The sequence below is a fragment of the Mycobacterium gordonae genome (genome assembly GCF_017086405.1).
In the GTDB taxonomy this organism is placed as follows: Bacteria; Actinomycetota; Actinomycetes; order Mycobacteriales; family Mycobacteriaceae; genus Mycobacterium; species Mycobacterium gordonae_D.
The window spans coordinates 5165862-5180644 of the sequence record NZ_CP070973.1; the positions used below are offsets into that span (position 1 = coordinate 5165862).

Below are 14783 nucleotides of genomic sequence, written 5' to 3' on the forward strand. Positions count from 1 at the left end.
CCCTAGAAGAACCTAGCGGGCAACGCCAGTTCTACATTTCACGGCAGCCGGAATGCGGGCAGGAGATTAGCCAGTGGAACGGCCACGGGTCCCGAGGCCACCCCCACCACCCCGCTGTCACCCACATTCATCTCCACCGACACCGCCCCCACCTGCCCACCACCGCTGACACCAGTGCCAACGACCGCACCCACCCCATCCCCGATCGACACACTTCCCCCACCCACCGAAGCAACCGACCCGCCACCGTGGAGGGGCACCGGGCCCACCCCAAGCTGCCCAGCAGGATCCGCCACCGGGCTCACCGACCCACCACCAAGCACACCCGCACTACCAAGATCACCCACACTGATCTGGCCACCGGTCCTCAACCGCTCAGAAATACTCCACGCCGCGCTGTCATCACCGGCATCCACCACCCGCAAACCCGTACCAAGCCGACCACCCGACAACGACTCACCACCACCTGCCACCTGACCCGAAACCGCATCAATGCCCACCCCAGCACCCAAATGCCCCACCCCACTTTGTCCAACGCTCACCGCACCCCCACCACCACCAACACCGCCAGTAGCACCGCCAGCCCCCACACCCGAGGCCACCCCCACCACCCCGCTGTCACCCACATTCATCTCCACCGACACCGCCCCCACCTGCCCACCACCGCTGACACCAGTGCCAACGACCGCACCCACCCCATCCCCGATCGACACACTTCCCCCACCCACCGAAGCAACCGACCCGCCACCGTGGAGGGGCACCGGGCCCACCCCAAGCTGCCCAGCAGGATCAGCCACCGGGCTCACCGACCCACCACCAAGCACACCCGCACTACCAAGATCACCCACACTGATCTGGCCACCGGTCCTCAACCGCTCAGAAATACTCCACGCCGCGCTGTCATCACCGGCATCCACCACCCGCAAACCCGTACCAAGCCGACCACCCGACAACGACTCACCACCACCTGCCACCTGACCCGAAACCGCATCAATGCCCACCCCAGCACCCAAATGCCCCACCCCACTTTGTCCAACGCTCACCGCACCCCCACCACCACCGCCAGTAGCACCGCCAGCCCCCACACCCGAGGCCACCCCCACCACCCCGCTGTCACCCACATTCATCTCCACCGACACCGCCCCCACCTGCCCACCACCGCTGACACCAGTGCCAACGACCGCACCCACCCCATCCCCGATCGACACACTTCCCCCACCCACCGAAGCAACCGACCCGCCACCGTGGAGGGGCACCGGGCCCACCCCAAGCTGCCCAGCAGGATCAGCCACCGGGCTCACCGACCCACCACCAAGCACACCCGCACTACCAAGATCACCCACACTGATCTGGCCACCGGTCCTCAACCGCTCAGAAATACTCCACGCCGCGCTGTCATCACCGGCATCCACCACCCGCAAACCCGTACCAAGCCGACCACCCGACAACGACTCACCACCACCTGCCACCTGACCCGAAACCGCATCAATGCCCACCCCAGCACCCAAATGCCCCACCCCACTTTGTCCAACGCTCACCGCACCCCCACCACCACCGCCAGTAGCACCGCCAGCCCCCACACCCGAGGCCACCCCCACCACCCCGCTGTCACCCACATTCATCTCCACCGACACCGCCCCCACCTGCCCACCACCGCTGACACCAGTGCCAACGACCGCACCCACCCCATCCCCGATCGACACACTTCCCCCACCCACCGAAGCAACCGACCCGCCACCGTGGAGGGGCACCGGGCCCACCCCAAGCTGCCCAGCAGGATCAGCCACCGGGCTCACCGACCCACCACCAAGCACACCCGCACTACCAAGATCACCCACACTGATCTGGCCACCGGTCCTCAACCGCTCAGAAATACTCCACGCCGCGCTGTCATCACCGGCATCCACCACCCGCAAACCCGTACCAAGCCGACCACCCGACAACGACTCACCACCACCTGCCACCTGACCCGAAACCGCATCAATGCCCACCCCAGCACCCAAATGCCCCACCCCACTTTGTCCAACGCTCACCGCACCCCCACCACCACCAACACCGCCAGTAGCACCGCCAGCCCCCACACCCGAGGCCACCCCCACCACCCCGCTGTCACCCACATTCATCTCCACCGACACCGCCCCCACCTGCCCACCACCGCTGGTGAGTAGCCCTCTCGCGCCAGTGGCGACGGAGCTCAGGGCGTGGCTGTCTTGCGGTGCAACTGCAGCGCGGTTCGCGCTGGCACTACTGATTGACAAGGGCGTCGTCGCCCCAGCTTCCGCGGCTCCACCCACGGCGCCTGCGGCCGGTTCGGGCCGGGCAGGTGCGGCCGCCGTCAGACCCGACAGGGTGTGGGCGACCTGATCCCACGGCGCCAGTTCGGCGGCGGCCGCCGACACGCTGCCGTGGTACCCGACCATGGCCGTCACGTCCTGCGCCCACATCTCCTCATAGACCGTCTCGACGGTCGCGATCGCCGGCGCATTCTGGCCAAAGAAATTCGACACAACCAGCCGCACGAGACCACCGCGGTTGGCCGCAACTGCCGCTGGAGGGATCATGGCCGCCCGCGCCGTCTCGTAAGCACCGGCGACCTGTTCGGCCCGGCCGGCCGCTCCCGAAGCATGCACTGCCGCGACGGCCAATGACCTCGCATACCTTGCAGCACTAGCGGCCATCGCCGCCGATGCCGGCCCCTGCCACGCCGTGCCCGTCAGTTCACCGGTCACCGACGAAAACGATTCCGACGCCGAAGCCAGTTCACCGGCCAGCCCATTCCAGGCGGCGGCCGCCTCCAACATCGGCGCCGACCCTGCCCCGGACAAAATCCGGGCGGAATTAATCTCAGGAGGCGAAGTCAAGAAACTCATATTTGCATTCCTTTTCGACAGATCAATCGCGAGCACCCCTGCCGGTACCCGCACTATTTAATTGCTCTCGCCGGGTCTGATAACGACCGGATAGGCCCTGCCAAGATGGTCACAATTGCATCAAGTCTTCGCAGTGAAGTTTGATAGCGCGACACGGTACAAGACGCACCGAGCACTGGCTAGTAAGTGGCGGCGCCGACCATTCAGTTATTGGTCGGCATTCGCTTCGCGCCGCCACCCGGTGCGGCCAGATGCCGGCCCGCGGGATGGTCGAGATCACCTGCTGCCGGCGACCGGCTCCACACTGACTCGATGGTGTGCAGGCCCTGCGCGCTGGAGCCGATCCCATCCCGACAACCCGGCGAATCATCGACATCAATCTGCGCACACCGCACCAAATTGCCTGATTAGAGGCCATTCATCAGCCGCATAGCGCGGATCCCCTGCAGATTGGATTCGAAGCTGTGAAGGAATGAGGACACCGATACGAGACCGCCAGACCGGCGCGCAGTCGACGGGCGGACCATCGCCGGTATCGCAAATCGACCAGCGCCGAGGGCGGGTACTTCGACGGTTGCGGTGCCGCGTGACGCCTTCGATGCCTCGCGAATACTCATAGAAAAAGTGGTGTATAAACTCGTTCGGCACTAAAAGGCACGGGAGCGTTGCCAATCCCAGGCGGATCACAACACGTCGTCAGCCCGCGGTTCGGCTCTCGATCAGCCGTCGCGTGCAATGCTCACGGATGACGTGTCGACCGCCCGAACCTGCATACATGCCGCGCGCTGATAACGCTCGGAGCCAATTACGCCGCGCCTGGGTACCGCGCACTTTCTGCTCGACGGCCCGGCAAACGGATATCTGAAGGCTAAACGATTCAGGCCCGCGAGGTCCGCTTGGTGTGCGCGAACCCGTCAGCGATGGACGCAGCCAGTTCCAGGAACGCCTGACGGGTTCGGCTGGCCATCAGATCCAGGACGATCTCTGACCCCTGGGCCAGATGGTCGTCGAAGGGGATCACGTGGACCGCGCGAATCCGGGTGAGGAACTGCGCGGCCAGCGTGTCCAGTTCGACCGACGACTTCCCCGGCCGTGACGCGCTGATCACCACCGTCGCGTTGGGAATCAGATGCCCACGCCCATGGTGTTCCAGCCAATCCAGCGTGGCGAAGGCGCTACGAGCGGCGTCGATGGCGGGCGAAGCGACCAACACGATGGCATCGGCCTCGTCGAGCACGGCCGACATCGCCGAGTGCACCAGCCCGGTGCCGCAGTCGGTGAGGATCAGGTTGTAGAACCGCTGCAGCAGCCGGATCACCCCGCGGTAGTCGGCGTCCGAGAACGCCTCGGAGGTCGCCGGATCGCGTTCGGAGGCAAGGATTTCCAGCCGACTGGTGCTTTGCGACGTGTGCCGCCGAATGTCGGAGTAGCGAAAGATGTTGTCGTCCAACAATAAATCGCGTACCGTCGAGCGACTCTGATCGGGACCGCGTTGCGCCAGAGTGCCGAAGTCGGGGTTGGCGTCGACCGCGATGACGCGGTCACCCCGGATCGCGGCGAAGGTGGACCCCAACCCGACCGTGGTGGTGGTCTTGCCGACACCACCTTTCATCGACAACACGGCGATGCTGTAATCACCTCGCACCGGCTGGCTCACCCTCGCCACCAGCTGCTGCCGGGTGTTCTCCTGTTCGGACTCCTTGGGGTTGAGGCCGGTGACGCGATGCACCACCTTGCGCCACCCGCTCTGCGGGAGCGGCCGAACGCGACGCACCAGCCCCAGGTCCGTATGCGAGGGCATCCGCGGGTCCTGCGGGTGCTGCGGCGGGGCGGTCGGCGCGGCCCTGGTAAACGGCGTCGCAACCGGAGCTGGGGCAGGCGGGTTCAACCGGGGATCCGGCGCCGGCGGCGGCGGAACAGGCGCCGGCGGCGGTGCGGCAGCAGCCGGCGGTGTTGGTGGCGGTTCCGGCGCAGGCCGGCCGGGAATCGGCGCCGGACGTACCGGAGGCTGTTCGGGTATCTCGACGACGGCGGTGGCTTCCGGTGCCGGGGGCTCCGGCGATCGGGGTGGCTCGCTGAACACCGGCGGCTTGCTGAACACCGGTGCCGGCCGGGGCGGCGGTGCTTCGGCTGCCGACGGTTCAGGTACCGGACGCCGCGGCAGCGGCGGCAGCTCCATCACCCGGGTGCCCTCGGCAGTCGGGGCCGGACGCACCGGGTCTGGTCCGGGCTCAGCCGCGGGCTCGGGCTCTAATTCAGGCGCGGCCTCGACAACCGGCTGCGGCGCCGGCGGCACGTCGATCACCCGGGTGCCCGCCGACGACGGTCCCGGAGCTGGCGGCAGCTCTTCTACAACCGTCGCCGCCTCTGCGGCCTCCTCGGCCAGCTTGGCCTGGATCTCCCGAACCGGAATCGGGTTGGTGTCGGCGTCACTGCTGCGCTTGAACCCGGATTTCGGGGCTTCGGATCCGCTCACGATCGGGTTCTCGAGATCAGCTGGCCGGTGGTGATCCCGAGCACGTTCTCCAACGCGGCGCGCATGTCATCGAGTTCGATGCGCATCAGCTCGGTTTCGTCGAGATCCTCCACGTCGACGTCTTCGCGCTCGCTCAAGCGATACTCCCGCTCCTCTTCGGCCGTTTCGATGACGTTGCGGACAAAGCGTCCGTTGCCCACCAGGTCGATCTCGCGGCGCAACGCACCGGTGTTGTCCACGGATTGGTTGCGGTAGAGGACGTCGCACGCGGTGACCAACTCGTCGTATGCCCCCTCGGTCAGCTCGGAATCCCTGGTCTTGGCGATCAGCCGGCCGATGTCACCGAGTTCGGTCGGGTTGTAGGAGGCGAACCGGATCCGCTTGGTGAACCGCGACGCCATGCCCTCGTTGGACGCCAAGAAGCGGTCGATCTCGGCGTCGTATCCGGCGATGATCACCACCAGCCGGTCGCGGTCGTTCTCCATCCGGGCGAGCAGCGTGTCGACGGCCTCCCGCCCGAATGCGTCGCCGCCGGACAGCCCGCTCTGGATCAGGCTGTAGGCCTCGTCGATGAACAGCACCCCGTCCATTGCCGAATCGATCAGCGCCGACGTCTTGATCGCCGTGCTACCGAGGTGTTCGCCGACGAAATCACTGCGTTTGGCCTCGATCACCGCGGGGGTCTTCAGCAGTCCTAATCCGCAGTACACCTGCGCGACGACGCGGGCAATGGTGGTCTTGCCGGTGCCGGGTGGGCCGGTGAACGCCAGGTGCAGGCTGCGCGCGGCAGCGCTCAAGCCTTTTCCTTCACGTACCTTCGCCAACTTGGCGGCCGAGCGTAGTTTGGCCACCTGCAGCTTGACGTCGGTGAGACCGATCTGACGGTCCAATTCGATCTGCGCGGCGCGCAAATATTCGTTGCCGCGTTCGGTCAAGCCCTCGGCGCTGACTGCACGGACACTGCGTGCGGTCGACGGATCCCATTTGTCGGTGCGGGAGTCGATGTCTTCTCTGGTGCTGACGATCAGGCGGTACTTCGGGTCGTGCAGCGCGGCGGCATTGGCCTCGAAGCCGGGCTCCTCGCTGTAGATGCGCTCGAAAATGGTTCGCGCCTCCGGTTCCTTACCCATCTCACGCAGGGTCAGCCCTTTGCAGAACTCGGCTGCCCGACTCGCCGCCGGAATCGGCCCGTCGATCGCCTGGTCGAGCCGCCGAATGGCTTCGCCGAACAAGCCCATCTGCGCGCAGGCCGAACCCACCATCAGGTGTGCCCCGGCGCCGATGTACTCGTCGTTGAACGAGGCCGAATTGGCCAGTGCCGTAAGGACATCGGGCCAGCGCTGGGTGGTGAAGTGCAGCACCCCCCGGATATACGCACAGATCTCGTTGTTCCCCGCGTCACCATCGGGCATCGAGCGCCGCAGCGTCTCGAGTTCGTCGAGCACCCGCTGCGCTTCGTCGTAGTCCTTGCCCGCGATCATGCTTGCCGCGTAGGCGAGCCACACCTCGGTGAGGGTGCTCAGGGTGTAGTCGAGGTAGAGACCGGTCTGGAATCGGCCGCTGAGCGCGCGGCGGGGCAATCCGAGCCGGCGTTGCTCGCGGTTGAGGTTGTCTTTGCTTGTCCGCCACAGGTTGTAGAGCACCTCGCTGCTGACGTCGCCGGCGGCGGCACGGCCCAGCCAGGCGTCGCTCATCTGCGGGTCGTGCTCGGTGGCACGCTTGAAAGCTAGGGCCGCGTACTGGACATCGCGATCGGTTTCCAGCCCGTCGATGGGGATTCCCAGTGACAACACGCCGGCGTCGAAGACCCGCTGCGCGTCCCTGGTGCCAGGCATCTACTCGGTGTCCTTACTACTAGCGAACCAACTAGCGGCTACCGCGCGGTGGCCCTGCCGCACAAACGAACCCGCTGCCCCTCGGGGTGTCCCGCGTAATCATGCACGTAAAACGAGGTGTGCCATGACATAGCGGTAGAAAGTTATTGTACCGATCTGGGGACTTTCAATTCGTCGTCAAATCCAGCCAGCCAAATCGAGGCCGAATGCCACAACAGCAACAGCCGCAACAGCGGCAGCCGGTGCGGTCACGTACCGGGACCATCGCCGTGGTCACCACCGAACGCGGACTGCCCACGGCACTGAAGCTGGACCGCTCCGAACTCGCCCGACCCCCGCAGGAGTTGGCCACCGAGATCTTGTCGCTGTGCAAGCTGTCGGCATTGCGCGCCCAGGTCGCCTTTCGGCGTGACCTAGCGGGCAAGGGCTACACCTCCTCGACACTGCGCCAGATGGGGCTGCCGACCGAGGAGGACCTCGCTCGGCTGGAAGAACAGCTGTTCGGCCAAGAAGACGACGATCCCCCAGCCACCTGGATGAGGTCGGTATGACCAGCCTGGCGCAGTCCGTGATCGCGCGAGCCATCAAACAACGCGACCTGATGCAGGCGATGAACGAGCAGTCGAGGACCATCACGGCGCGGGTGACCAGCCGAGACCGGGCAGTTAGCGCCGAGGTGGACGGACTGGGCAGCCTGACCGGATTGTGGCTGGGCCCACCGGCCAGCCGCCTGGACCCTGACACCCTGGCCACGTTGATCGTCGACACCGCGCACGCTGCGGCCAGGGTCGCCGCCGAACGCTATAACTTCCTGCTCAGGGAGTTCATGGCACGCATGGAGGAGCTGCAGAGAGCCCCGCTGGCCCGCTCTGACGGCACCGTTATCGAACCGAGATAGCCAAATGGGCTGTGTTATTGCACACATGTAGACCACAGCCCCGGCAATGTTGGACCCAAGTGAACTGCGCGCATTGGGAAAGTCTGCTTAAATTTCGTGCAATTTACTGGTGGAGGCAGCGCTTAAGGTTGAGGGACCAGCGCTAGCTGCAGCTCAGCGGACAATCTGGGGGAAAGAAGCCGACAATGACATTCGAAATGCAGCCTGAGTTCATGGAGGCGCTGACCGACGCGCAGGAGGCGGCGGGCACCGCGATCACCACCGCGTTCGGGGCGGTCACCCCGGCTCAGCTGAGCTCGTTCTCGATGGCCCTCGGCCCGATCGCCGCGGCGAACATGATCCCGGCGATGTTCGAATCCACCGCGAACAACGTCGCCAGCGGCATGATGACGGCCGCCAAGCACGGCATGCTCGGCGTAGCAACCCACATCGTCGGCGCAACCCACACCGCCGTCGACGCCACCGACGTCTAGGCAACCCGTCGTGGGCACTACCGACCCAGCACCACAGCCGGGCACGATTCCCGACTTCGATCACACGCCGGTCGTCAACCAGATGGAGAACGACCTGCAGGCGTGGCTGAATCGGCCTGTTCAGGACATCCTGAACCAGTTCAACCTGGGGCAGCTGCCCGCCGGCGGCCCCGCGTTCCCCGGCCTGCCGGGCGAGGAAATCCCGGCCGAACTCACCGGTGCCGCCGCGCCCGGCGGCATGGGCAGCAACTTCGCCAGTGGGCTGCTCAAACCGGTCACCGACATGCTCGGCACCTTGGGGCCGGGTCTGTTTCAGGGCCTGAACCCGACACAGATGTTCGGGGGGATCAGCCAGGCGTTTCAGCAGGCCGCCGGGAGTGTCCAGCAGGCCATGAGCCAAATGATGGGCGGCATGGGCGGCCAGGGCTGGTCGGGAGCCGGGGCCGGAGCTGCCGCGGCCAAGACCGGCGAGACCTTGGCGAACGGCGCCGCCGTCGCCGCACAAGGCACCGCACTCGGTGGCGAATATAGCGCCGCGGCGGCCAACGTCGCCCAAGGCCAGGAACGACTCCTGCACATCCTGCAGGAGTGCCAGCACGAGCTGGAGGGTCTCGCCGCGGGCCTGCCCTGGACCGCGGCCAACATGGTCGAGTCCGCATCCCGGGCCAGCGCACTGGCCACCGAATGCATCACCGAGCTGGAGAGCACCCTGACCAGCCAGGCCGCGACCACCACCGCGACCGGCGCTCCGGTCGCGGTCGCGCAGGGCCCCCAGATGGCGATGGGGATGGTCGGCCCGATGCTCTCGGTGGGAATGAGCATGATCGGTCCGGCAATGCAGATGGGCATGATGCCCCTGACCATGGGCGTGCAGGCAGGCACCCAGGCCCTGCAGGCGGGCATGCAAGCCGGCACCGGGCTGATCTCAAGTCTCGGCCAGGCCGGGCAGGGCGCGGGCGCCGCCCCCGCCTCTGCGCTGGGGCACACCGGACGGATGGTCAGCGCGACTCACCCCAGCGGGGGTGGACACGGTGGCGGTGGCGGTATCGGAGCGACGACTCCGGCACGCAACCCCGCTTCCTCCCCACTGGTGCAGAACGAGAACAGCGGAGCCGCCGCGGCGGCGCGGTCGGCGACCGCCCGGCCGACGGCCGGCGCCGCCGGATTGGGCGGCGGCGGCATGATGCCGGGCGCGGCCGGTTACGGCGGTCAGGGCGGCAAGGCCGGCGGCAGCGGTAACCACACCGCCGCGTCATTCCTGCACACGACGGAACAGGGCGGCGAGATCGTGGGCGACCTCGGCCATGCCAGCCCGGCCGTAATCGGTGACACCACAATCGATCCCGACGACAGCCCCGACATCAAACTTCGAATCTAGGAGCACTGACATGACCGACTACAACCGCCTGTCCATCCGGCCCGACGAGGTCACCGAGGTCTCCCACCAACTCGACGAACTCGCCAACCGGATGCAGCACGTGCTGGAAACCGAGCGGCCCAACCTGACCACCATCGCCTCCGGTCAGGACGAGGTGTCGCAGCGCGTCGCGCACACCCTCAACGAGGTGCACGGCTCGTTCACCAAGGCATCCGACCAGGGCGCCAACGAAATTCGCGAGGTCTCGGCGACAATGCGCACCCACGCGGGTCGCATCTCCGACGCCGACCTCGCGGACCGAGTAATGGGGTAACACCGACTGCCGCACCGCGAGTAGACACCGAAAGGGGGGTTGAGGCAATGGGATTCACCAATGTGGTGTGGGAATCGCGCAGCACCGAGCAGCTCGCGCGCGATCTGACCGAGGGCCCCGGCCCATCCTCCGTCGGTGAAGCCGGCGCCGCCTGGATTCGGGTGGCCAACGAGTTCGCCAAGATCTCCGCCGACTACGACCGGCTGGTCGAAAGTGTCCGCGGCGCATGGGAAGGCAACGCCTCCGAGGCCGCCGTGCGGAAGCTGGAGACGTTCGGCAAGTGGCTGCAGGCGGCTAGCCTGAGCGCCGCCGCCAATGGCCGGCGGGCCGAGGAAGCCGCCGTCGCGAACACCGTCGCCATCTTGTCGATGCCCAGCGTGTCCGAGGCCGTCGAAGCCAAAGCCGCCCAGGACATGATGGCGTCGTTGTCGGCCTACAACGGCGCGATCGTGCAGGGCCACTTCGCCGAGTTCGAAGAGGCCGCCTCGGCGCAGCAGGCGGACGCCGCGGCGGTGATGCATCGCTACGAGGATGCCGTTGCCGAACTCGCCCAGCCGTGGGAACAGCCGGTTCCGCCACAGGTCACCAATTCCGCTGCGCTCAACGGCGAGAAGGACGGCAAGTCCCGCGGCGGATCGCGCGGCGGCGGTGGCGGCGGCGCGGCGCGGCAGCTGTCACCCATGCTGGCCACCCCGGTCACGCCCAGTGCCGAGGCCAAGGAACTCAAGAAGACCAGCTTCAAATCCGACGGCTCCGGCGGCGGCAGCGGAATGGGCCGCGGCGGCGCGGGTTACGCCCCGATGGGTGGACACCGGCGAGACGGCAGCGGCCAGTCCTACGAGTCGTTCCGCGAGGCAGGGACTTTGGAAGGTGCGGGCGAGCCCGGCGCCAGCCTGTCCGAGGGTGGCCAGTCCTGGTTGCCGGCCGCGCATCAGAGCGACGCACCGTTTGAGGTGTCGCACGTCAGCTGGGGCCCGAACACCGCGATCTTCGACGACCTCGCCGCGCCCGACCCGCAGCAGCCAGAAGGCTTTGCCGAGGAGCCCGAGCGGACGCTGCAGCAGGTGTCCGACCGGTGGGTGTCCCCGCCGGTGATCGGCGCCGAGCAGGAGGTGACCTTGTGACCGCCACGCTGGTGTCCGGCTTCACCCTGACCGACGATGAATTACAGGTCGTCGGCGAGCGCGTCGGGGTGCAGGGCTTCCCCACGGTGCTGAACGTGCGGCCCAGGTATGAACACGTCGACTCCCTTGAGGCAGCGTTCGACGCGGCCACCCGCAGCCTCATCGCGCGCGGCCTGATCGCCGACGGCGTGATCGAGCCTGACCTGGTGCCGATACTGCGAGCACTGCGCCGGCCTGAGCGGGAGCTGGCGATGCGGCTGGTGACCCCGGACGGCATCGCCCGGGTATGCGTATTGCGTTGCGGCGCTTCGGGTGTGGTGGCGCGACGAGTGGGCGACACCATCAGCCTGCAGGTGGCCGACGGCGCCGCGGGTCTGTCGTGGGCCATCCAGGCGCTCATCGGTCAGCTGCCGCGGGCCCAGGCGGCGCAGGTCACGCCGGTCGGTGCGCCGACAGAGACGGTGACCCGCAACCTGATCGGCACCCACGACGCGCGATTACTCGCCGACCGGGTGCGCGCCTTGGGCGCCGAACCTCGCGCGGCAATGGAGCTGGGCTCGGCATTGTCGTCCCGGATGGCATTCGCCGAAATCGTGTACTACGCCCTGTGCCCCGACCAGGACCGGATCACCCGTCGCCCGGCGGCGGTAGGGGTGTTCTATACCAAGAAGGGCCGGATCGTCGGGGCGCCGAGCGCGTCCCCGAGCAGCCAACTGTGGACCACGTTGAAGCCGGGATCGGATCACTCGATCGGCCAGGCGATCAGGCAGCTTGTCGAGCTATCGACGGACCAGTGGGAGGCGTCATTGGTTTAGCACGGTATTTCGATGAGACCAGACCCATCGTGTCCGGCGATTCAGGGCACATGATCAAGGAGAGATAATGGCAGTTCCAGGGCAGTTCGAAGTCACCGAAGACGCACCGCCGCAGGTCAAGTCAATTCACGAGCACTTGGTCGAGACCGACCGGCTGCTGCGCAAGATGGAAGACGAAGTCGGTCTCATGGTCGGCGCGAACTGGGCGGGCAACCAGGCTCAACTGTTCCACGGCCGCATGACCGAGCACCTTGAGCACCTCACGCAAATTCAGATGCGGACAAAGAATCTCGCGGAAAGCTCGATGCAGTACATCCAGGCCCACCAGAACCTCGACGGCTAGGAATTCAGGAGACGATCATGACGCACAACATCAAGTACAACTTCGCCGCGAACTACGAATCGCTGGACCTGATCGGCAGCATCACCTCCGACGCCGAGCAGATGCGCAACGAAGTCGACCAACTGTTCAACGCGCTTACCTCGGGGGCCTACACGGGCCACGCCCCGGAAGAGATCCACGCACTGCGTACGCAGTTCTCCAACGAGATGGACGAGATCATCAACGATCTGCACACCACCAGGGCGCGCGCCGTCGACCAGAACCAGCAGGTTCAGGACCTCGACAACAGCCAAGCGGCCAACATCAGCTGCTGACCGCTGTTGCGGTTTCGACCGCGGCCCGGACTCACCGGTTTCGGTGAGTCCGGGCTATCGGCTATTCGCGGACGCGTGAAGGAGATCGGGCATAGCACCTCTGTTGGGCACCCCGGGCTGACCCGACACGCCAGGGTGTAGCGGTGGCTAATACTCCGCATCTCCCGCAGGAAGTGCTCTTCGCGTTGCGGACGGAGAAACTTCCCCGCACTTGTCTGACAATTACCTTCGGGCGCATTTCACGTCGGTCCGGCGGTCCACACTACTAGAAGGCCGCCGGCACTAGTCCCACAAGATCGTTCTCGCCGCACTCTGCGATTACAGCACCCGCGACAGCCTGCAGGCGTCGAATAGCCTCTTGAAACGGACAAATCCTCTCGATGCCGACAGTTTCGGTAGTCCGCGTTTCCGGGTCGATGACGAGCACCGGCTGCGATTCGTCCAAGCCGAAGAATACGAGGCGGTGTTTGAGCCATGTAGTCTTCAGCTCGGAGAGAAATTCTGGGTGCTTCGTCAAGTGAATCGGCACCGGCGTGGATTTGCCCTGGTGATAATCGCGCAGCGTCCAATTATCCCGGCCGTCGTACAAGAGCAGACGGCCATCAGCGGGCGTGGAAATAGCGTAAAGACCGGAGATTTGATCGATGATCCGCCCCGTCGGATCGATGACAATGAGTCCGGTGTCTGCGCCTGCCCCGTCGGACCGGCCGGCATCGATCCGTGCCAGATAGACGTCGCTGCCCGCTACGAACTCGTACGGCTTCAGCTTCAGCGCTGAGATGGTGACGATGTTTCCGTTGTGCGCGTCGATAATCGACGGGGTTCCTTCGCAGCGGAAGCCCAACTGTCCCGGAATTGCCATGGCACCGGTCGGATGGCTACATGGAGCGCCTTTACGCCATCGGAGTTCGCCGTTCGCGGGCCCCAGGGAATAAACCATCGTGCGTCTATCGGGTGCTGGCCTGTCGTCATCGACCGCGATGCCCAATCCGTCAACTGACGCGCTCGACGCGATCACCCGACCGCTGTAATGGCGGCGCCACACCACCGCACCCGAGCTGCCGTCGAGCGCAACAACGGCGGCATCAAAGAAGAGCACCACGATCCCCGTCGTATCGTGCAGATCACGCCGAACCACTTCGACGGTCGAAAGTCGATATTCGCCAAAATCCTTTGCGCGCCAGCGCAAGGCCCCGGTCGGGCCGTCGTACGCGGTCACTTCTTCGCTGCTACGGACGATGAAGCCGTTACCCGCGGGGAGCACGGTGGATGCCCCGTATTTGTCCAGAAGCGGAAGCCGGTACCGGGCCGGGCCGATCCTATCGGGCAGCGAGGCGGCCGGCGCAGCGGCGGCGGTGTGCCCGGGATGCCATAGGCGCGCGCGATAATCCTCCAACACATGGTGGATCAGGGCCGAAACGCCGATCAGCACGACCAGGTATGCACACACCGCCGTTCGCGCGTCGACGTGCCGAAGGAAGGCTGAAAGAACCAGGCCCAAGACCGCGGCTGTCGTGGCCGCTATCATCGCGGCCGCCACCATGACGGCGCCTCCGGTTGAGACGGGCACCAACGGAAGCTCAGCGCGGGATCCAAAGCATGCCCTAACGTCCCAGAGGCCCCACGCAGCTGCGGCCACGGCGACCACACCGAGGAACTTGGCTAACGCCACCCTGCCCGACCGATGTGTCGCCGCCGCAAGCAACAGCAAGATGAACACCCAGATGGCGACAAATCCGGCCATGGCAGACGGTCGTGGAGGGCTGTCGCTCGTTACGGCGAACACCGGAGAGACGACCGCGACGCTGACCGCCGCCCACACAGCGCCCACGCCGACGCTCGTCAGCAACCTGCGCAGGCGCCAGAGCCGCGGCATCACCGGCGTTTCTTCCTCAGAGGTCACCATGAACCGACACGCCCTACCTTGCGCGTGCGAGGGACCAC

13 protein-coding genes are annotated in these 14783 nt (G+C 66.1%); 9 read left to right on the forward strand and 4 right to left on the reverse strand.

The window, feature by feature from the left end; genetic code table 11:
* Positions 1–38: 38 nt before the first annotated feature.
* The 3 genes from JX552_RS33455 to eccA form a co-directional block, all read right to left on the reverse strand.
* Positions 39–2870 carry a PPE family protein gene (locus JX552_RS33455; RefSeq protein ID WP_277396001.1) on the reverse strand — a complete coding sequence of 944 codons (2832 nt, stop codon included), beginning with the start codon at positions 2868–2870 and terminating at the stop codon, positions 39–41.
* Between the two features lie 877 nt (positions 2871–3747).
* The gene (locus JX552_RS21885) at positions 3748–5085 is read right to left on the reverse strand and encodes a MinD/ParA family ATP-binding protein (RefSeq protein WP_431196004.1); all 1338 of its coding nucleotides are present in this window, start codon (positions 5083–5085) and stop codon (positions 3748–3750) included.
* A 257-nt stretch (positions 5086–5342) separates the two neighbouring features.
* Positions 5343–7181, reverse strand: coding sequence for a type VII secretion AAA-ATPase EccA (gene eccA / locus JX552_RS21890; RefSeq protein WP_205873977.1), 1839 nt, complete (start codon positions 7179–7181; stop codon positions 5343–5345).
* Between the two features lie 206 nt (positions 7182–7387).
* On the opposite strand from eccA, the gene JX552_RS21895 reads away from it, so the two are divergent.
* The 9 genes from JX552_RS21895 to JX552_RS21935 all read left to right on the forward strand — a co-directional run bounded on the left by JX552_RS21895 (position 7388) and on the right by JX552_RS21935 (position 12839).
* Positions 7388–7732 (forward strand): hypothetical protein, encoded by a 345-nt coding sequence (locus tag JX552_RS21895; RefSeq protein ID WP_241010673.1) that lies wholly within the window; start codon positions 7388–7390, stop codon positions 7730–7732.
* Entirely contained in the window at positions 7729–8079 is a 351-nt protein-coding gene (locus JX552_RS21900; RefSeq protein WP_205873978.1) for a YbaB/EbfC family nucleoid-associated protein, read from the forward strand. The genes JX552_RS21895 and JX552_RS21900 overlap by 4 nt, the downstream gene beginning before the upstream one ends.
* Before the next feature lie 185 nt (positions 8080–8264).
* Entirely contained in the window at positions 8265–8552 is a 288-nt protein-coding gene (locus JX552_RS21905; RefSeq protein WP_069434235.1) for a hypothetical protein, read from the forward strand.
* Between the two features lie 10 nt (positions 8553–8562).
* The gene (locus JX552_RS21910) at positions 8563–9930 is read left to right on the forward strand and encodes a hypothetical protein (RefSeq protein WP_241010674.1); all 1368 of its coding nucleotides are present in this window, start codon (positions 8563–8565) and stop codon (positions 9928–9930) included.
* A 10-nt stretch (positions 9931–9940) separates the two neighbouring features.
* Positions 9941–10243, forward strand: a complete 303-nt coding sequence (locus JX552_RS21915) for a PE family protein (RefSeq protein WP_205873979.1) — start codon at positions 9941–9943, stop codon at positions 10241–10243.
* 47 nt (positions 10244–10290) lie between these two features.
* Positions 10291–11367, forward strand: coding sequence for a PPE domain-containing protein (locus JX552_RS21920; RefSeq protein ID WP_205873980.1), 1077 nt, complete (start codon positions 10291–10293; stop codon positions 11365–11367).
* A complete protein-coding gene (locus tag JX552_RS21925) occupies positions 11364–12182 on the forward strand; it encodes an ESX secretion-associated protein EspG (protein WP_205873981.1) in 819 nt (272 codons plus the stop codon). The genes JX552_RS21920 and JX552_RS21925 overlap by 4 nt, the downstream gene beginning before the upstream one ends.
* 67 nt (positions 12183–12249) lie before the next feature.
* Positions 12250–12525 (forward strand): hypothetical protein, encoded by a 276-nt coding sequence (locus tag JX552_RS21930; RefSeq protein WP_205873982.1) that lies wholly within the window; start codon positions 12250–12252, stop codon positions 12523–12525.
* A gap of 17 nt (positions 12526–12542) precedes the next feature.
* A complete protein-coding gene (locus JX552_RS21935) occupies positions 12543–12839 on the forward strand; it encodes a hypothetical protein (protein WP_205873983.1) in 297 nt (98 codons plus the stop codon).
* Between the two features lie 265 nt (positions 12840–13104).
* On the opposite strand, the gene JX552_RS21940 is transcribed toward JX552_RS21935, so the two are convergent.
* Positions 13105–14745, reverse strand: coding sequence for an outer membrane protein assembly factor BamB family protein (locus JX552_RS21940; protein WP_205873984.1), 1641 nt, complete (start codon positions 14743–14745; stop codon positions 13105–13107).
* Positions 14746–14783 lie beyond the last annotated feature (38 nt).